A 17,584-nucleotide genomic window follows, 5' to 3' on the forward strand; every position below is an offset into this window, starting at 1 on the left:
CAATCCCGGGCGGTATCATCCGCGCCGAAGATGGGTAAGTCGGAAGGCGTGACATGTCGGGTTCTTCCCGGTCACCGGGTTACATGCGGGGTGCCGGACTGTCGCGGCGCCGCCTGGTGGGCGGTCTGGGGCTGGCGCCCCTGCTGGCGGCGGGCCTGCCCGGCCTGGCGGGGGCGGTGGCCAGCCGCCCAGGGCCCATCCGTCCCGGGCGCACGGTGGTGGTCATCGGCGCTGGTCTCGCCGGCCTGGCCGCCGCGGGCGCCCTGCGCCAGGCGGGGGCCGAGGTCACCGTGCTGGAGGCCCGCGCCCGCGTGGGCGGCAGGGCCTGGACCGAGGCGCGGCCCTTCGGCTTCCCCTACGACATCGGCTGCGCCTCGTTGGAGGCGACGGCCGACAACCCGTTGCGGCGCCTGCTGGATGAACGCGGCATGGAAACGGTGCCGGACGACGGCGCCGACGACCTGCTGTTCTTCGACACCAAGGAGGCCGACGCCGACACCGACGCGGCGGCCGCCGACGCCATCGACCGGCTGGAACGCGCGGTGAAGGACGCCGGCCGCGCCCAGGTCGACCGTTCCGCCGCCGAGCTGGTGCCCGACCTGGGGAACCTGGGCCAGCTGGCCACCGCCTTGGTGGGGCCGCTGGACTTCGGGGTGGAGCTGAAGGACCTGTCCAGCCTGGACGCCGCCCGCCGTCCGGATGCGGAGGCGGCGCTGTGGTTTCCGCGTGGCATCGGCACGGCCGTCGCCGGCCTGGCCAAGGACATGGCGCGGGATGTGAAGATCACGCTGTCCAGCCCCGTCAGCCGCATCGACTGGTCGGGCAGCGGCGTGCGTGTCACCACGCCCAAGGGGGTGGTCAGCGCCGACGCCGCCATCATCACCGTGCCCATTTCGGTGCTGGCTTCGGGTGGCGTCACCTTCGACCCGCCGTTGCCCGACAGCGTGCGTACCGCCTTCGACGGCCTGGCCACCGGCTTGGTCAACCGCATCGCCCTGGGCTACAAGCCCGACAGCCTGGACTGCGACCCCTTCACCGCCCTGGACCAGGTGCGCGGTGACGGCCGCGTGCTGGATCTGTGCCTACGGCCCTTCGGCCGGGAACTGGCCATCGCCACCGTGGGCGGCGACTTGGCCCGCCAGCTGGAGAGGGCCAAGGACCAGGAGGCGGTGGACCTGGTGCGCGACGCCGTGGCCGACGTCTTCGGGTCGCTCACCCGCCGGCAGGCCACCGCCTGGCACGTCAGCCGCTGGGGGACCGACCCCTATTCCCTGGGGTCCATGACCGCCGCCAAGCCGGGTCATGCCGAGGCGCGGCGCATCCTATCGGAACCCGTGGGCGACCGGTTGTGCTTCGCCGGTGAGGCCTGTTCGCTCACCTGGCCCGGCTGGCTGCCCGGCGCCTATGAGACGGGCATGGCCGCCGCCCAGCGCGTGCTGGCGCTACCGTCATGAACGCGCGCGCCATCCTGAAGGGCATGGCACCGTTCTTCATCGTGCGCGACGTGGCGGCGTCGGCGGCGTTCTATCGCGACGCGCTGGGGTTCACGGTCATGCACATGTCTCCGGAAGAGGCGCCCTTCTTCGCCATCGTCGTGCGGGATGGCGCCATGCTGTTCCTGAAGTCGGTGGAGGTGGAGCCGGTGCCCAACCCCGCGCGGGCGGCCAACGCGCGCTGGGACTCGTACGTCAATACCGACGAACCGGACGCGCTCGCCGTTGAATTCCTGGGGCGCGGCGTCGTCTTTTCCGTGCCGCTGCAAGACACGGATGACGGCCTGCGCGGTTTTGAATTGATGGATCCCGACGGCTACACCCTGTTTTTCGGTCGCCCCCGGGGGTGAAGGCCGAGGGGTGGGCACCATCCCCCCGATTTTGTTGAAAGGAAGGGTTAACGCCTTCATGATTATATGAGCCTGCCCCGAGCGGGGGCGGGACGGTGGGCCCTACCTGGACGGAAGTCCCAACGGGCCCGGTGCACGAGCGTTGCGGGGTAGCATGACGGCCATCGAAACGGATGGTGGGGGCGAGCAGGAACTGCCGCGAAAGAAGTTCAGCGGCAAGAAGATCGTCATGTTCGTGGTGGTGCCGCTGCTGCTCATCGCACTCATCGCCGGCGGCCTGATCTTCAGCGGCCTGCTGGACGGCTTGCTGGGCAAGAAGAAGGCGGAGGAGGCGGAGGAGAAGCCCGCCGCCGCGGAGGAGGCGTTCGACCCCAAGGCGCCCCCGGTGTTCTTCCCCCTGGGTGAGCTGCTGATCAACCTGCAGACCAACGAACGCCGCCCGGCCTTCCTGAAGCTGAAGATCCAGCTGGAGATCTACAAGGAAGAGGACAGGCCCAAGCTGACCCTGGCCACGCCGCGCATCGTCGACACCTTCCAGACCTATTTGCGCGAACTGCGGCTGGACGATCTGAGGGGCTCGGCCGGCATCTACCGCCTGCGGGAGGAGTTGCTGCAGCGGGTGAACGCGGCCGCCGCGCCGGTGCGGGTGAGGGACGTGCTGTTTGAGGAAATTCTGGTACAATCACAGTGAGATGGGGCAGAGCCTTAAACGGTCCTGTCATCGTTTGGGTGGTCAGGGCGCGTGCGTGCTGGCATGGATATTGCCGCGACAATGATCGTAGTATGGCCTGGTACGTGCATACGTCTGAACAATCGGCGTCCCGCCCGGTTTCGTGATGGGCTGTCGCCTGGTGATCAAAGGGGTACCGGGGCCCCGCATGCGAGTTTTGTACGCTGGAGCGCTGACCGATGCCGGATCCGCAGGAGCTGAGTGAAGAGGAACGCATGGCCGCCGAATGGGCGGCCTTGGCGGACGAGGGCGCCGGCGACAGTGGCTTTGGCGACATGGGCGGCGGGGCCACCCGCGTCCTGAACCAGGATGAGATCGACAGCCTGCTGGGCTTCGACAAGGATGGCGCCGGCGACGGCGACAATTCCGGCATCATGGCGCTGGTCAACTCGGCGCTGGTGAATTACGAACGCCTGCCCATGCTGGAGGTGGTGTTCGACCGCCTGGTCCGCATGATGTCGACCTCCTTGCGCAACTTCACCTCCGACAACGTGGAAGTCAGCCTGGACCAGATCTCCTCGTCCGTTTCGGCGATTACCTCAACTCCATTCCGCTGCCCGCGATGCTGGCCGTCTGCAAGGCGGAGGAATGGGACAACTATGGCCTGATGGTCATCGATTCGGCGCTGATCTACTCCATCGTCGACGTGCTGCTGGGCGGCCGGCGCGGCACGGCGGCCATGCGCATCGAGGGCCGCCCCTACACCACCATCGAGCGCAACCTGGTGGAGCGCATGGTGCACGTGGTGCTGTCCGACCTGTCGGCGGCCTTCGACCCCCTGTCGCCCGTCACCTTCCGCTTCGACCGGCTGGAAACCAACCCGCGCTTCGCCACCATCGCCCGCCAGGCCAACGCCGCCGTGCTGGTGAAGCTGCGCATCGACATGGAGGATCGCGGCGGCCGCCTGGAACTGCTGATCCCCTACGCCACCCTGGAACCCGTGCGCGAACTGCTGCTGCAGATGTTCATGGGTGAAAAGTTCGGCCGCGACAGCATCTGGGAAACCCACTTGGCCAGCGAGCTGTGGATGACCGACGTGCACCTGTCGGCGGTGCTGGATGAGATCACGCTGTCGCTCTACGACGTGCTGAACTGGAAGGTGGGCTCACGCGTGCTGCTGAACGTGGCGCCGGACGACACCATCGAGCTGCGGTGCGGCGACGTGCCCATGTTCCTGGGCCGCATGGGGCGCAAGGGCGGCAACATCGCCGTCCGCATCGACCGCGAGGCGCCCAAGCCGGAGACCGCGCCGACATGAGCCTGACCATCCTGCTTTCCTTGGCTTTGGATGTGGTGGTGGGCGGCCTGCTGGTCGCCACCATCGTTTACGCCTTGCGCCTGAACCGCCAGATCGCCCAGCTGCGCGACAGCCGGGGCGAGATGGAGACCCTGGTGCGGGAATTCAGCGAGGCCACCGCCCAGGCGGACGCCGGCGTGAAGGGCATGCGCAAGGCCGCCGCCGAATCCGGCGAGGCGTTGCAGTACCTGATCGGCCGCGCCGACAAGATGCGGGAAGAACTGGAGCAGATGACCCAGGCGGCCGACGCCCTGGCCGCGCGTCTGGAAGGCGCCGCCCGGCGCGCCCGCGCCAATGCCGGTCCGCCGGAACCCGCGCGCGACACACGGCCCGAACCCCGTGATCTGCCCCGCGCGGAAGCCCTGCGCGGCAGCGCCGCCGGTGGTGGCGGCCTGGTCGGCGGCCTCGCGGGCGGCATGAACGGCCACAGGTCGGAAACGCCGCGCGGCGGTGCCGCCGGAATTCGGCCCGATCCGCGCCCCCTGCCGGCGCGCCTGGAGGCGGAGCGCGGCCAGGAACGCCCCAACGAGCGTTCAACCGCCGAACGACAGCTGGCGGAGCGCATGGCGGCGGAGCGCCAGATCGCCGAGCGGCAAATGGCCGAGCGCCTGGCCGGCGAGCGGCTGAACGGCGACCATATGAATGGCGAGCGCGCGCCCGAACGCGCGCCCCGGCCCGAGCGGCCGGGCGACCGCTACGGCAACGACGCCGGCCTGGATGACAACCGCCCCACGCCCCGCGCGGCACCGGCGCGCCTGCCGGCGCCGGGCGCCGCCGCGCCGGGTGGCGAGACCGCCGGCGGCCAGGCGGGCGGCAACCAGCCCGAGGCCCGCTCGCGCGCTGAGCGTGAATTGCTCCAGGCCTTGGAGAACATGCGTCAATGACGGCTGAACCTTCGGCTCCCCGGCAAGGCCGGCCTACGGCGGCACCCAATGGGGCGCCCATCGGGGCCGTGCCCAAGGCTGTCGGTCCCCAGGGCCCTCGGACCCAGCGTCCGGCGCCGGCCGCTGGTGCCCGCGCGGCTGCGGGCAAGGCCGGCCGCGCGCCCAAGAAAGAGGCGGCGCCCAAGGTTCCGCTGTGGCGCCGCCTGCGCCTGCGTCTGTTGCCGGCCACCATCTTCGCCGCCGTGCTGCTGCTGGGCGCGCGCGCGGGCGACGTGTGGTGGACCCTGACCGTGGGGGCGGCCCCGCCCGACGTGCCGGCCGCCAAGGCCCAGGGCCCGGCGCCGGAGAAGCCGGCCACACCCGCCGCCGCGCCCGCGAAACCGGCCGAAAACCCGGCCGCCAAGCCCGCCGAGGGCGCGGCCAAGGCCCCGGCCGCCGACGCCAAGGGGGAGACCCGAGGGGAGGGCGGCAGGCCGGAGCCCTCGGGCAGCCCGACGGACGGCCAAAGCTTCACGCCCAAGGATGTGGAGCTGCTGCAGCGCCTGGCGGAACGGCGCGAGGCCCTGGACAGCCGGGAGCGCGACCTGGACCAGCGCGAGGCCATGCTGCAGGTGGCGAGCCAGCGGCTGGACCAGAAGCTGGCGGAGATGCAGGCGCTGAAGAAGCAGCTGGACGGCCTGGTCAACCAGGTCAACGCCGATCAGGCGCAGCAGTTGGACAGTCTGGTGAAGATTTACGAGACGATGAAGCCGGCCGAGGCCGCCCGCATCTTCGAGGCCATGGACGACAAGGTGCTGCTGAACGTGATCAGCCGCATGAAGGAGGCCAAGGCCGCCCCGGTGCTGGCCGCCATGACGCCCAAGCGGGCGGAGCAGGTCACCACCATGCTGGCCGACCGCAAGCGACTGCCCAGCGTGCCGCAATGAGCGCGCCCACCAACCGCACCAAACCCCAACCCAGCCGCCACCAGGCCCGATAACCGGCCCCATTTGACGAGACGAGAGCCGCCATGATCCGCCCCGCCGCCGACCCGATCCTTCAGGACCGGCTGGATGCCGCCCGCTCCCAGGCCCGCCAGCCGCTGTCGCGGGAAGAGGTCGCCCAGATCGTCTCCACCGTCGTCGCCTCCATGGGCGGCGACGTGACCCAGCACGACATCAAGCTTTATGGCGAGCTGGAGGGCCTGGCCCGTTTCATCCACAATGCCAAGAAGGAAATCGCGGCGCTGCAGCCCAGCGACATCCACGCTGAACACATTCCCCGCGCGACGGATGAGCTGGACGCCGTGGTGGGCGCCACGGAGGATGCCACCAACCGCATCATGGACGCCTGCGACCAGCTGATGGGCATGGCCGGTGATGTGACGCCGGAGGTGTCGTCCAAGATGATGGACATCACCACCGGCATCTATGAGGCCTGCAACTTCCAGGACATCACCGGCCAGCGCATCACCAAGGTGGTGAAGGCGCTGAAGCACATCGAGGCCAAGGTGGAGGCCATGCTGGTGGCCTTCGGCGAAGATGTGCAGCGCCGCCACCCGGACGGCCCGCCCGCCGCCGACACGCCGGCCGGCGGCACGTCCGACGACGATTTTCTGCTGCACGGGCCCCAGCTGCCCGGCCGGGCCATCGACCAGGATGAGATCGACCGCCTGCTGGCGAGCTTCGACTGAGTCTCTAGAGGCGATGGGCCCAAGGGCGACAGGCATGACGGTTGGGGTATCCAGGAACCGGCCCATGGCGGGGCTGGTGACGGGGGGACGGAAGATCGTCCAGGAAGAGGGCGGGGTCTTCGTCCTCTACCTGTCGGTTTTCTTCCTGTTGCTGGCGTTCTTCATCCTGCTGACCTCGCTGTCCACCTTCGAGAACCGCAAGTTCGACGCCGTCGTGCAGGCCGTGCAGGACGCGTTCGGCGTCACCCTGACCCAGGGGCCAGCGGCGCAGGCCGCCCTGGCCCGCGCGGACGAGCGCCTGGGCGCCGTGGGCCGGCGCCTGGTGGCCGTGATGCCCGACACCGTCATCGACCAGGGCGGCAAGGGGGGCACCCTGGCCGCGACCATGCCGACATCCAGCCTGTTCGCCACGGCGGCGGCGGAGGGGGGCGGCACCGTCGTCACCGTCCTGCCCGGCCGCGAGGGCGTGTGGCACCAGATGGCCGAGGCGGTGCGCCCGGATGAGGAGACGGGGCTGGAGATCGATCTGGAATTCCTGGTCGGCGACGGTGGCAATCCGGGCGCCAGCCTGCCGGTCCTGCAGGCTGGGGCCATGGCCCGCACGCTGGCCGCCGCCGGGGTGGGCCCGCGCGCCATGACCGTGGGCGTGGAGAAGGGCGCGGCGGACAAGGTGCGCTTCCTGTTCCGCGCCCGGCTGCCGCATGCCGGCCCGCCGGCCGTTCCGGTGGCACCGGCGGCGGGGACACGGCCATGACCGGGCCCGACACCCTGCCGCCGCCCATCCCGGGCTTCCTGCCGGCTTTGGCGCCCAAGGCCCAGGCGCCCAAGCGCATCTGGCTGATCTCCTTCACCGATTTCGTCTGCCTGATGCTGTCTTTCTTCGTCATGCTGTACGGCATGACGGCGCCGGACGCGCGGCGGGACCAGGTGTTGCAGGCCATCTTCGGCGGATCGCCCGCCGAACAGCGCGGCAACGGCAACCTGGACCGGGGCAAGGCCACCGACCTGGGTTACCTGGGCCGGGTGATGGAAAGCCAGCTGTCCAGCGACCCGGCCCTGGCGGCGGTGCGCGTCATCCATGCCGGCGACCGCCTGGTGGCCGCCTTGCCGGAGGAGACGCTGTTCGCCCCCGGTTCCACCACCCTGTCCTCCGCCGGCTTGGCCATCCTGTTCGCCCTGGGCGGGGTGGTCAGCAACGTCGCCAACGCGGTGGAGGTGGTCGGCCACACCGATCCCAGCCCCATCGCCAACGCCGCCTATCCGTCCAACTGGGAACTGTCGCTGGCGCGCGGCCGCACCATCGCGCTGGCGCTGGCCCGCGCCGGCTACGCCGACCCCATCACCGTGCGCGGCCAGGCCGACGGCGCCGATCCGGTCGCCGCGGGCGTCGCCACCGACCCCGACCAGGCGCGGCTGGAACGCCGCGTCGACATCGTCATCCGCGACTATGCCGCCCGGGACGGCAAGGGCCCGTCATGACCGCTTACGCCCCGTTTTTCCGTTCCCTGATGCTGGGCGCCGCCCTGGCGCTGGCGGCCACGCCCGTGCTGGCCGCCCAGGAGGCCAAGGAGCCGCCGCCCACCGCCGCGCCGGCACCGGCCACGTCCCAGCCGGCGGAGGCCGCAGCCCCCCTGCCCACCGTAGCGGTGCGGGCCGGTGAGCACCCCGGCCGCAGCCGCCTGGTGTTCGACTGGACGGGGCCGGTCAGGGCCACGCTGGAGCGTGACGGCGCCAAGCTGCTGATCCATTTCGATAGACCGGCCAAGGCCGACTTGGGCGCCGCGCGCAAGGCCGGCTCCCCCCGCATTTCCGGGGTGGAGGCGGTGGCGGGCGGTCCCGGCCTGACCGTCGCCCTGACCATTCCCGCCAACGCGGCGGTGGAGCAGTCCCGCTCCGGCGACAAGGTCGTCATCGACGTTGGTGACGGCAAGCCCGGCGCGCCGCCGGTCACGGCCAGCACCACCACGTCCGCCCCCCCGGCCACGCCCGAGAAGGCGCCGGCCACGGCGGAGAAGGCCGCCGTCGGGTCCACCGCCAAGGCCGCGCTCCCGGCGCCGGGCGCGGCGGCCAACGCCGCGCCTTCGGTGACGGCGCCGCCGGCCGACCCGCGCGCGGTCAAGGAAGGACAGCCGCTCTACCTTATCCAGCAACAACAGCAGGCGGCCAAGAATACCGCCGCGAAGGAGGCGGCCGCCAAGCCGCCGGCGCTCGCGGCCCAGGCGCCGGAAACCCGGACGGCTGAGGCCAAGCCCCCGGCCGCCCCTGCCACGGCGGGTGAACACGCCGCCCCGCATCCACCCGCCGCCACCGGACCCGAGGGCGCGCCGGCCGCCCCCGACGTGACGGCACAGGCGGCCGATGCCCCGCCGGCACCAGCGCCGACCCTGGTGTTCGACCCGGGCCAGCCTTCGGCGGTCGCGGTGTTCGCGCGGGCCGGCTGGCTGTACGTGCTGTTCGACCGCGCGGTGCCGCCAACCACCGTGCCCACGGCCCCCGCCAACCAGCCGGCCGTGCTGGGCCAGGTGGAGCCGGTCACCTTCACCGGCGGAACGGGCTTCCGCCTGCCGGCGCCGGCGGTGCTGGAACCCAAGGTGACGGGGGAGGGGGCCACCGGCTACCGCATCACCTTCGACCACGCGCCCACCACCCCGCCCAACGGCGTGCCGGTGGTGACCGACCCCGACTTCGCCTTGGGCCCGCGCCTGGTGGTGAAGACGGCCAAGCCGGTGAAGGTGTTCACCTTCACCGACCCGGTGGTGGGTGACACGCTGAAGGTCGTGCCCATGAGCCCGGCGCCGCAGCTGACGCCGGCACCGTTGCGCTATGCCGAGGCGCAGTTCCTGCCCACGGCCCAGGGCGTGGTCATCCGCCCCATCGACGAGCGCCTGCTGGTGCAACCGTCCAAGGAGGGCGTGGAATTGACCGTGCCGGGCGGCCTGCGCCTCTCCCCCTCCACCGACGTCGCCACCGCCGCCCCGCCGCCGCCGGTGGTGGAACCCGACCGCTTCTTTGATTTCCAGCGCTGGGCCAAGGTGGACCCCAATGGTTTTGTGGCGGGCCGCGAGCGCGTCATGAACGAGATCGTCAAGGCCCCGCCGGACGATCGGCCCAAGCTGCGCCTGGATCTCGCCCGCTTCTACGCCGGCAACGGCTTCGGGCAGGAGGCGCTGGGCCTGCTGGAGATGGCGCGCAAGGACCAGCCGGATTTGGAAAAGCGGGCGGAGTTCGCCGCCGTGCGCGGCACCGCCCGCATCCTGACCGGCGACGCCAAGGGCGGTCTGGACGACCTGGCGGCGCCCCCCCTGCAGAACGAGCCGGACGTGGCCTTGTGGCGCGCCTACGCCGCCCACACCACCGGCGACGACGAAACGGCCTATCGTCTGTTCCAGAGCCGCCGGGAACTGCTGCGCGCCTATCCGGAGCCGTTCAACACCCGGTTCAGCCTCGCCGCGACCGAGGCGGCGCTGGCCAAGGGCGACGTGGACACGGCCAACACCCTGCTGGACCGGCTGGTGAAGCGGGGGGCCAACAAGGGCCCGGCCGAGACCGCCATCAACTATCTGCGCGGGGAGGCGGCGCGGCTGGCGGGCGACCATGAAAAGGCCATCGACTCCTACCGCGCGGCGACGGAGGGGACGGACCGCCTTTATCGCACCAAGGCGCGCATGGCCCTGGTGGACGAGGAGCTGGCCGCCGGCAAGCTGACCCCCGCCAAGGCGGCGGAGCAGATGGAGAAGATGCGCTTCGCCTGGACGGGCGACGATCTGGAACTGCACATCCTGCGCCGCCTGGCCGACCTGCACATCAAGGCCGGCAACTTCCCCCAGGCCTTCGACACCATGAAGCGGGCCATCACGCTGTTCCCCAACAGCCCCGAGGCGCCGCTGATCACCAAGCAGATGACGGACACCTTCACCGGCCTGTTCGTGCGCAATGGCGCCGACAAGATGCCGCCGCTGGAGGCGCTGTCGCTTTATGAGCAGTACAAGGAGCTGACGCCCCCGGGCCCGGACGGCGACACCGTCATCCGTGTGCTGGCGGAGCGGCTGGTGGATGTGGACCTGCTGGACCGCGCGGCGGAGCTGCTGGACCGCCAGGTGCAGTACCGCCTGCAAGGGGAGCAGAAGGTCCAGGTGGGAACGCGCGAGGCCGCCATCCGGCTGCTGAACAACCAGCCGGACAAGGCGCTGGCGGCGCTGGACCAGTCCGAGATGGCGGGCATCCCCGACACCATGGCGGCGGAACGCCGCCTGCTGCGCGCCCGCGCCCTGTCGCGCACCGACAAGGGGCCGGAGGCGGTGGCCCTGCTGAAGCAGGACAATTCCCGTCCCGCCAACCTGATGCGCATCGACATCGCCTGGCACGCCAAGCAGTGGCCGCTGGCGGCCCAGGCCCTGGCCGATGTTATCGGCCCGCCGCCGGCCGCCGGCCAGCCCGTGGACCCCAACATTTCGCGGCTGGTGGTGAACCGGGCGGTGGCCTTGTCGCTGGCCCAGGACTTGCCGGGCCTGCAGAAGCTGCGCACCGACTTCGGCCCGTCCATGGACAAGGGGCCGGACGCCAACATGTTCCAGGTGATGACCCGCCCGACCGAGGCCAACGGCCTGCTGGACGCCGCCACCATCCAGAACCAGGTCAAGGAGATCGACCTGTTCAAGAGCTTCCTGGACAGCTACCGCACCCGCCAGACCCAGGGGGCGGCTGTGCCGGGCGAGGCGTCGACGGCCGGGGGCGGGGCCGCACCCAGCGCCACGGCGCCACCGGAATCGGCCAAGCCGGCGGGCGAACCGCCCTCGGCATCCGCCGCCGCCGCCCCGCCCGCGCCGGGAGGCCAGCGGCGCTAAGTTTCAATGGCACCGCGTACCGGTTACGATATTGCCATCATGCTCGTAGCTGACCTTACATTCCTTAATGCCCGCCGGCATCTTCGTTACCGTAATAAGGGTCGTGGCGGCATAGGCGCAGGCCATCCATATGTCGTGGCCGGGGAGGGGTTGGAATTTCCAGGTCAACAGAGATTTTGTGGCCATGTCGGGAACAAGCCACGCCTGCTCGGCCGGCGGACCTTCGGAAAAAAGGACCGTCATTAAAGGATGCTGCAAGGGTGCTGGGGAAATTGCCACTGGCGGGTTCCTGCCTTGTAGAGCTGTGAAGCCGGCAGGTACATCTTGGGCGGATTCCACGACGCCCAGGGTTTTAGGGCATTGCGGCAAGCTTTCTGCGGCGGAAGACGCTGTTGCGGTTAAGATCGTAACGATAAAGAAAATGGGTTTGATCATTTTCGTCACTCTATAACAGAAAAGGCGTCACCATTTCGGCTGGGTTCGATATATGTCCCATCGGCATTCTGGCCCCTGAATAGAAGATGGCGCTTCTGAATGCCGCCGCTATTGGTGAACTGGTCAATGACCCAAATTCCTGTTGAATCTTGGCTTACATAAAAAGCGGCGTGATTGCCGTGGGCGTGGTTGGGGTATTGTCCATTCACAAAAGTGGCAATGGCTGTCCCAATTCTCAAGGATGTATTCCCCCGCACAGGAGCGCCTTGTTTCCAACTTGCCGTCCTCCCAGCAGAGGTAAATGCTTGAACCAAGGCAACGCATTGCCCCGTTCCTACATTCGGTTTTATCGGATTCGTCAAAAGTGACATGGCGTCATTATAGACGTAAGGCATGACGGCGATTTCCATGCGGGGTGGTGCACATTCTTCGCCTTGAAATAGAGGGGTGTCCTGCAATCTCCATTTCACTTAGGAACAGACTGCCCTGAGAGCCTTTATGCCTTTTGGGATGTTGGATGTTCGAGCGCCGGAAATGGAGGCAGGGGCCGGCGAGGGGCCGGCCCCTGACCTTCGCTTACTGGCAGGTCAAACCAGCGGCCATGTTGCCGTCGGGGGACAGGGTGACCGTGCAGCTGCTGACGCTGGCGGGCATCTTGGACGCGATCATGATGGCGGTGGCGTCGTAGGCGCAGGCCAGCCACAGGTTCTGGGTCTGGGCCGGCGTGAACCTCCAGGTCAGGGCCGCCCGCGACTGGCTGGACGGGGGCAGGGGCGGCTGGCCGTTGGGTTCCCCATTCCAGAACAGGATGGCGGCCAGCGGCAGGGGCAGGGGGCTGCCGTCCGGCGCCTTGGGCGGGTTGCCGTCCTGGTAGGCCTTGAAGCCGGCCGGCACGTCCCTGACCGTCTCGGTCACCGGCAGGGTCTTGGGGCACTGGGGGCCGCCCTGCGCGGCCGCCTGGCCGGCCCCTAGCCCGGTGACGGCGGTGACGGCGAACAGGGACAGCAGACCGCTGGTCAGAACCTTCTTCATTTTCCTCACTCGGGTCATGTGGACTCAAGGTCATGGGGTGGGGCGTCGGCGCCCACGCCTTATACGAATTTAGGGTGGGCGAGCCTGCCGCACAGCGGCAAAGCGTCCCACACTTCGTTGCGCCGGCGCGGAAGAGCGATGGGCGCTACCCGAAGCTTTTCACTAAGCTGCCGACGATCAGGTACCAGCCGTCCACCAGCACGAAGAAGATGATCTTGAACGGCAGGGAGATCATGGCCGGTGGCAGCATCATCATGCCCATGGACTGCAGCACCGACGACACCACCATGTCGATCACCAGGAAGGGCACGAACACCAGGAAGCCGATCTCGAACGAGCGCTTCAGCTCCGACAGCATGAAGGCCGGGATGACCACCTGGATGGGCAGGTCCTTGGCCGTCGTCACCTTGTCGATCTTGGCGATGTCGGTGAACAGCTGCAGGTCACGCTCCCGCGTGTGCTTCAGCATGAAGTCCTGGAAGGGCACGATGGCGTTCTTCAGGCCCGTCAGCTCATCCACCTGTTCGTCGATCATGGGTTTGATGCCCGCGTCGTAGGCGGCCTGGAAGGTGGGCGCCATGATGAAGAAGGTGAGGAACAGGGCCAGGCTCAGCATCACCTGGTTGGGCGGCACCTGCTGCGTGCCCAGGGCGGAGCGCAGGAAACCCAGCACGATGATGATGCGCACGAAGCTGGTCATCATCACCAGGATGCTGGGCGCCACCGACAGCACGCTGATCAGCACCACCAACTGGATGATGCGGCTGGTGGAACTGCCGCCCTGCGACCCCAGGTCCAGGTTCAGGCTTTGGGCATGGGCGGTGCCGGCCAGCAGGGAAGCCGCCACCGTCAGCAGGATGGCCAGGACGGGCACACCCCAGCGGAACAGGCGGGAAGGGGGCGGCGTGCGGGAACGGTGGACGGTGGTGCTCATGACAGGGGCCCCGGGGCGGGCGCCGTCGGGGCGGCGGCTTCACTGAGAACGGTCTGGAAGGTCGGGGCGGCCGTCCCGGATGGCAGGATGGGACCCTCCAGGTGCAGATCCTGGGTGCCGCCCAGCAACAGCAGATGCTCCACCCCGTCGCGGCGGATCAGCACCAGGCGGCGGCGGGGGTCCAGGGCCACGGCCTCCACCACGCCCAGGCGGCGCTGGGCCCGGCCAGGCAGCCGCGACAGGGCGCCGCCGCCGAAGCGGCGCACCAGCCAGCCGGTCACCAGGATGAAGCCCAGCACCAGGCCCAGCATCAGAGCGGCGTAGACGTAATAGGCGGCGGAGGTGACCATGGGTTCAGCCGACGTCCGGATCTTCGGCGCGACGGTAGGCGGCGGCGGCGCGCCCCACCGTGGCCTTGCCCTGCGTCAGCTCGTTGGCCTTCCTCACCACCGTTTCCAACCGTTCCAGCGCGGCCAGCACGTTCTCTAGCCGCGGCAGGAAGGTTCGCGCTTCCTGCGGCGGAAGTTGGACAACTGCATTGCATAATGCGGTAGCTTCTTCCTCCAAGCCAGCGAAGTCCACGGCGTCGCCGGCAGCCACCAGATTGGTGGTGCGGTCCAGGATGGCCAGCAGGGCGTCCATGGCCGCGGCCAGGGCGTCCGCTTGGGGGAGAGGGGGGACGTGGTCATCTGAGCGGCGGTGTTCCGGTCGTGGTGCCGGGCCCTGGACCGGGGGCCTGGCCATAAGGGTTGGGAGGCTGGACGGGGGCGTCCAGCGCGGCGCCGCTGCTGAGACGGCCGTTGGCACGGTAGACGTGCGCCAGGATTTCCGCCACCGCCGCCAGCGCCTCGATGGGGATTTCGCTGTCGATGTCGATGACCGACAGGATTTCCGCCAGGTCCGCGTCCTGTCGCACCTTGACGCCGTTGGCGAAGGCCAGCTCCAGGATCTGCTCGGCCACCGCGCCCTGGCCGGTGGCGACGATGCGGGGCAGGCCCTCGGCCATGTGCTGCAAGGCCACGGCCACCTGGCGGCGGGGCTTGTCGCTATCGCCCATGGGGTCTTGGGGCGGGGGGCCTGAGGGCGGGGGAGCCAAAGGCGGTAAGTCCTTCGTTGAATTGAAAACCGGTGCCGGCCGGCCATATGGGGCCATGGCGGCACATGCAGGGACGGGGCCAGGGTATATCCCCGTGCCCCTGGACGCAAATGGGCGACGCAAATGGAGGCGCGAATGGCCAGCCGGCAGGTGGGGCGGTACGTCGCCGTTGGAAAATGCATGGGACGCCGGAGCGGCGTCCGGGCCCGCGGAAACGAGGCCGGCAAAAAGTGCTGGAATCCCATTTGGTTTAGAGCGATTCTCCGAGCGATGGCTTGCGGATTGCATATAGCCATCTATCGCTGTAGAGGTGCCTGGATCTGGTGTGCGGGGTGACGGTTACCCCTTGGTTGAACCCTTACGGGTCGTTTGGTTTTAACCCCTTCGGGGTGGGCGGGTACGGATCATGGATCTGAACAGGCTGGGTATCTTCAAGCTGATGTCGGACAAGATGGCCTGGGACAACCAGCGCCAGGAGGTCCTGGCGCAGAACGTCTCCAATTCCGACACGCCGAGTTACCAGGCGCAAGATCTGGTGCCCTTCGATTTCAAGCACCAGCTGCGCGAGGCCGGCCATCTGGACCTGGTGTCGACCGATCCGGCCCACCTGTCGGCCAGCAGCACGGGGGTGGGCGGCTTCCGCTCCGCCAAGGACCGTACGGCCTATGAGACCTCGCCCACCGGCAACGCCGTGGTGCTGGAGGACCAGATGACCAAGATCGGCCAGAACGCGATCGACTTCCAGGCGCTGACCAACCTGTACCGCAAACAGATCGGCATGCTGAAGATGGCCCTGGGCAAGGGCTCCGGCTGACCGGTTCTGGTTAACATGTTCTTGATGATTGGTTTCGTACCTTAGGTTTCAAGGGTTGGGGACGAGGGTTCCGATGGATTTGATGAACGCGCTGAACTTGTCCACCGCCGGCATGAAGGCGCAGGGCACCCGCCTGCGCGTCATCGCGGAGAACCTGGCCAACACCGACAGCACGGCCGCCAGCCCGGGCGACCTGCCCTATCGCCGCAAGGTGGTGCTGTTCGCCAACAGCCTGGACAAGGCGCTGGGCATCAACACCGTCAATGTGAAGAAGGTGGATGTCGACCGCAGCGACTTCCAGCGCAAGTTCGACCCAGGCCACCCCAGCGCCGACAGCGAGGGCTATGTGCTGATGCCCAACGTCAACGGCCTGGTGGAATCGATGGACATGCGCGAGGCCCAGCGGTCGTATGAGGCCAACCTGGGCGTCATCGACGCCACCCGCACCATGTTGACCAAGACCATCGATCTGCTGCGCAACTGATCGCGACCCGGAGCTGAGTGAACAAGATGGCCATTCCCATTCCGAACGCGATCGCGGCCTACGCCAACACCGCCCGCCAGGGCGCCGGCCCCGGCATGGCGGCCCCCGCCAGCGGTCCCAGCTTCGGCGAACTGATGAAGCAGGCGGCGGTGGACGCCATCGACACCATGCACCAGGGCGAGCGCATGACCGCCGCCGGTGTGATGGGCAAGGCCGACCTGACCGACGTGGTGAACGCCGTCAGCAACGCCGAAGTGACGCTGCAGGCCGTGACGGCCGTGCGGGACAAGGTCATCTCCGCCTATCAGGAAATCATGCGCATGCCGATGTGACGGCGGTGCCGGACGGGGCGGGCCTGCGGGCCGGTCCCGTTTCACATTTGTGGGGCGGATGGTTCTGGGGCAAGCTGGCCCCGTTTCGCATTTGTGGGGCGGTCGGTGCCGGTTCGCCCCGCGCCGGGTGGATTTGCGCATGAACGAACAGGAAATCATCGAGATCGCGCGCCAATCGCTGCTGACGGTCATCATCGTCAGCGGGCCCATCATGGCCGTGTCCATGGTGGTGGGCCTGGCCGTCTCGCTGTTCCAGGCGCTGACCCAGATCCAGGAACAGACGCTGACCTTCGTGCCCAAGATCATCGCCATGTTCGTGGCGCTGGTGTTCCTCGCCCCCTTCATGATGCACCACATGGTGACCTTCACCGAAGGGATCATGGACAAGATCGTCGGGGTCGGAACGGGCAGCGAGTGATGTTGCAGACCTTCCTCGTCAGCCAGTTCTACACCTACCTGATGGTGTTCGTGCGGCTGGGGGCGACCTTCCTGATCATGCCCACCATGGGCGAAACCTTCGTCTCCACCCGCATCCGCCTGTTGTTCGGCGTCATGGTGGCGCTGGCGGTGACGCCGGCCGTGGGCGGCACCCTGCCGCCGGAGCCGGCGCAGCCCGCCGACATGGCCGTGCTGATCATCGGCGAGGCCTTGATCGGCATTTTCATCGGCACCATCGCCCGCACCATGATGGGCGCCCTGGAAACGGCGGGCAGCCTGATCGCCAACCATGTCGGCCTCAGCTCCGCCCAGGCCTTCAACCCCGCCATGTCGCAGCAGACCACGGTGGTCAACTCCATCCTGGGCATCCTGGGCATCCTGCTGCTGTTCGCCACCGACATGCACCACATGCTGATCCTGGCGGCGGTGCGCAGCTATGGCCTGTTTCCGCCCGGCGGCGCCATGCCGCTGGGGGACTTCACCGAGCATCTGACGCGCATCTTCTCGGAAAGCTTCTCCATCGGCCTGCAGATGTCGGCACCCTTCGTCGTCATCGGCCTGCTGTTCTTCCTGGGCATGGGCCTGGTGGCGCGGCTGGTGCCGTCCATCCAGGTCTTCTTCGTGACCCAGCCCCTGCAGATCGCCCTGGGCCTGCTGCTGCTGGGCGGCAGCTTGTCGGGGCTGATGGTCTATTGGCTGCGCGCCTTCCAGGGGCAGATGATGCCCTTCCTGTCGTCGTAGGGGGAAGG

General features: G+C 68.7%; 21 protein-coding genes and 1 pseudogene. 15 read left to right on the top strand and 7 right to left on the bottom strand.

The genetic code is table 11. The features are described 5' to 3' along the window. The first annotated feature begins 53 nt into the window (after window positions 1-53). The 10 genes and pseudogenes from UAA55_RS22080 to UAA55_RS22125 all read left to right on the top strand — a co-directional run bounded on the left by UAA55_RS22080 (window position 54) and on the right by UAA55_RS22125 (window position 11,270). Window positions 54-1,454: a flavin monoamine oxidase family protein gene (locus UAA55_RS22080; protein WP_322955432.1), complete on the top strand. Its 1,401-nt coding sequence runs from the start codon at window positions 54-56 to the stop codon at window positions 1,452-1,454. After that, window positions 1,451-1,843, top strand: coding sequence for a VOC family protein (locus UAA55_RS22085; RefSeq protein WP_322955434.1), 393 nt, complete (start codon window positions 1,451-1,453; stop codon window positions 1,841-1,843). The genes UAA55_RS22080 and UAA55_RS22085 overlap by 4 nt, the downstream gene beginning before the upstream one ends. Window positions 1,844-1,997: 154 nt before the next feature. Next, window positions 1,998-2,534: a flagellar basal body-associated FliL family protein gene (locus UAA55_RS22090; protein WP_322955436.1), complete on the top strand. Its 537-nt coding sequence runs from the start codon at window positions 1,998-2,000 to the stop codon at window positions 2,532-2,534. Window positions 2,535-2,752: 218 nt separating this feature from the next. Continuing rightward, window positions 2,753-3,831 (top strand): annotated as a pseudogene (gene fliM, locus UAA55_RS22095) (flagellar motor switch protein FliM). Then, window positions 3,828-4,754: a DUF6468 domain-containing protein gene (locus UAA55_RS22100; protein ID WP_322955437.1), complete on the top strand. Its 927-nt coding sequence runs from the start codon at window positions 3,828-3,830 to the stop codon at window positions 4,752-4,754. Before fliM ends, UAA55_RS22100 begins: the two are co-directional and overlap by 4 nt. Further along, the gene (locus UAA55_RS22105) at window positions 4,751-5,680 is read left to right on the top strand and encodes a MotE family protein (RefSeq protein WP_322955438.1); all 930 of its coding nucleotides are present in this window, start codon (window positions 4,751-4,753) and stop codon (window positions 5,678-5,680) included. Before UAA55_RS22100 ends, UAA55_RS22105 begins: the two co-directional genes overlap by 4 nt. Before the next feature lie 83 nt (window positions 5,681-5,763). Then, window positions 5,764-6,426 (top strand): protein phosphatase CheZ, encoded by a 663-nt coding sequence (locus UAA55_RS22110; RefSeq protein ID WP_145749564.1) that lies wholly within the window; start codon window positions 5,764-5,766, stop codon window positions 6,424-6,426. Between the two features lie 64 nt (window positions 6,427-6,490). Then, window positions 6,491-7,180, top strand: a complete 690-nt coding sequence (locus tag UAA55_RS22115) for a flagellar motor protein MotB (protein ID WP_322955440.1) — start codon at window positions 6,491-6,493, stop codon at window positions 7,178-7,180. After that, window positions 7,177-7,905 (top strand): OmpA/MotB family protein, encoded by a 729-nt coding sequence (locus tag UAA55_RS22120; RefSeq protein WP_322955442.1) that lies wholly within the window; start codon window positions 7,177-7,179, stop codon window positions 7,903-7,905. Before UAA55_RS22115 ends, UAA55_RS22120 begins: the two co-directional genes overlap by 4 nt. Further along, window positions 7,902-11,270: a tetratricopeptide repeat protein gene (locus UAA55_RS22125; RefSeq protein ID WP_322955443.1), complete on the top strand. Its 3,369-nt coding sequence runs from the start codon at window positions 7,902-7,904 to the stop codon at window positions 11,268-11,270. Before UAA55_RS22120 ends, UAA55_RS22125 begins: the two co-directional genes overlap by 4 nt. A 3-nt stretch (window positions 11,271-11,273) precedes the next feature. Here the strand turns inward: UAA55_RS22125 and UAA55_RS22130 are convergent, their stop codons facing one another. From UAA55_RS22130 to UAA55_RS22160, 7 genes are all read right to left on the bottom strand, one after another. Further along, window positions 11,274-11,705, bottom strand: coding sequence for an STY0301 family protein (locus UAA55_RS22130; protein ID WP_322955444.1), 432 nt, complete (start codon window positions 11,703-11,705; stop codon window positions 11,274-11,276). Between the two features lie 5 nt (window positions 11,706-11,710). Next, window positions 11,711-12,115 carry a BPSL0067 family protein gene (locus UAA55_RS22135; RefSeq protein ID WP_322955446.1) on the bottom strand — a complete coding sequence of 135 codons (405 nt, stop codon included), beginning with the start codon at window positions 12,113-12,115 and terminating at the stop codon, window positions 11,711-11,713. Between the two features lie 166 nt (window positions 12,116-12,281). Further along, window positions 12,282-12,737 carry an STY0301 family protein gene (locus UAA55_RS22140; RefSeq protein WP_322955448.1) on the bottom strand — a complete coding sequence of 152 codons (456 nt, stop codon included), beginning with the start codon at window positions 12,735-12,737 and terminating at the stop codon, window positions 12,282-12,284. A gap of 145 nt (window positions 12,738-12,882) precedes the next feature. Then, window positions 12,883-13,671 carry a flagellar type III secretion system pore protein FliP gene (gene fliP, locus UAA55_RS22145; RefSeq protein ID WP_322955450.1) on the bottom strand — a complete coding sequence of 263 codons (789 nt, stop codon included), beginning with the start codon at window positions 13,669-13,671 and terminating at the stop codon, window positions 12,883-12,885. Next, on the bottom strand, window positions 13,668-14,021 hold the full coding sequence (locus UAA55_RS22150) for a FliO/MopB family protein (RefSeq protein ID WP_322955451.1): 354 nt from the start codon (window positions 14,019-14,021) through the stop codon (window positions 13,668-13,670). Before UAA55_RS22150 ends, fliP begins: the two co-directional genes overlap by 4 nt. A 4-nt stretch (window positions 14,022-14,025) precedes the next feature. Further along, on the bottom strand, window positions 14,026-14,313 hold the full coding sequence (locus tag UAA55_RS22155) for a hypothetical protein (RefSeq protein ID WP_322955452.1): 288 nt from the start codon (window positions 14,311-14,313) through the stop codon (window positions 14,026-14,028). Between the two features lie 43 nt (window positions 14,314-14,356). Next, window positions 14,357-14,728, bottom strand: coding sequence for an EscU/YscU/HrcU family type III secretion system export apparatus switch protein (locus tag UAA55_RS22160; RefSeq protein WP_322955453.1), 372 nt, complete (start codon window positions 14,726-14,728; stop codon window positions 14,357-14,359). Window positions 14,729-15,173: 445 nt separating this feature from the next. On the opposite strand from UAA55_RS22160, the gene flgB reads away from it, so the two are divergent. From flgB to fliR, 5 genes are all read left to right on the top strand, one after another. After that, window positions 15,174-15,581 (top strand): flagellar basal body rod protein FlgB, encoded by a 408-nt coding sequence (flgB, locus tag UAA55_RS22165; RefSeq protein ID WP_322955454.1) that lies wholly within the window; start codon window positions 15,174-15,176, stop codon window positions 15,579-15,581. A 73-nt stretch (window positions 15,582-15,654) separates the two neighbouring features. Further along, the gene (gene flgC, locus UAA55_RS22170; RefSeq protein WP_004272111.1) at window positions 15,655-16,065 is read left to right on the top strand and encodes a flagellar basal body rod protein FlgC; all 411 of its coding nucleotides are present in this window, start codon (window positions 15,655-15,657) and stop codon (window positions 16,063-16,065) included. 26 nt (window positions 16,066-16,091) lie between these two features. Then, window positions 16,092-16,397 (top strand): flagellar hook-basal body complex protein FliE, encoded by a 306-nt coding sequence (gene fliE, locus UAA55_RS22175; RefSeq protein WP_322957743.1) that lies wholly within the window; start codon window positions 16,092-16,094, stop codon window positions 16,395-16,397. 139 nt (window positions 16,398-16,536) lie between these two features. After that, entirely contained in the window at window positions 16,537-16,815 is a 279-nt protein-coding gene (gene fliQ, locus UAA55_RS22180; RefSeq protein ID WP_322955456.1) for a flagellar biosynthesis protein FliQ, read from the top strand. Beyond that, on the top strand, window positions 16,815-17,576 hold the full coding sequence (gene fliR / locus UAA55_RS22185; RefSeq protein ID WP_322957744.1) for a flagellar biosynthetic protein FliR: 762 nt from the start codon (window positions 16,815-16,817) through the stop codon (window positions 17,574-17,576). The genes fliQ and fliR overlap by 1 nt, the downstream gene beginning before the upstream one ends. The last annotated feature ends 8 nt before the right edge of the window (window positions 17,577-17,584 follow it).

It is taken from the genome of Nitrospirillum guanabarense (assembly GCF_034653355.1).
In the GTDB taxonomy this organism is placed as follows: domain Bacteria; phylum Pseudomonadota; class Alphaproteobacteria; order Azospirillales; family Azospirillaceae; genus Nitrospirillum.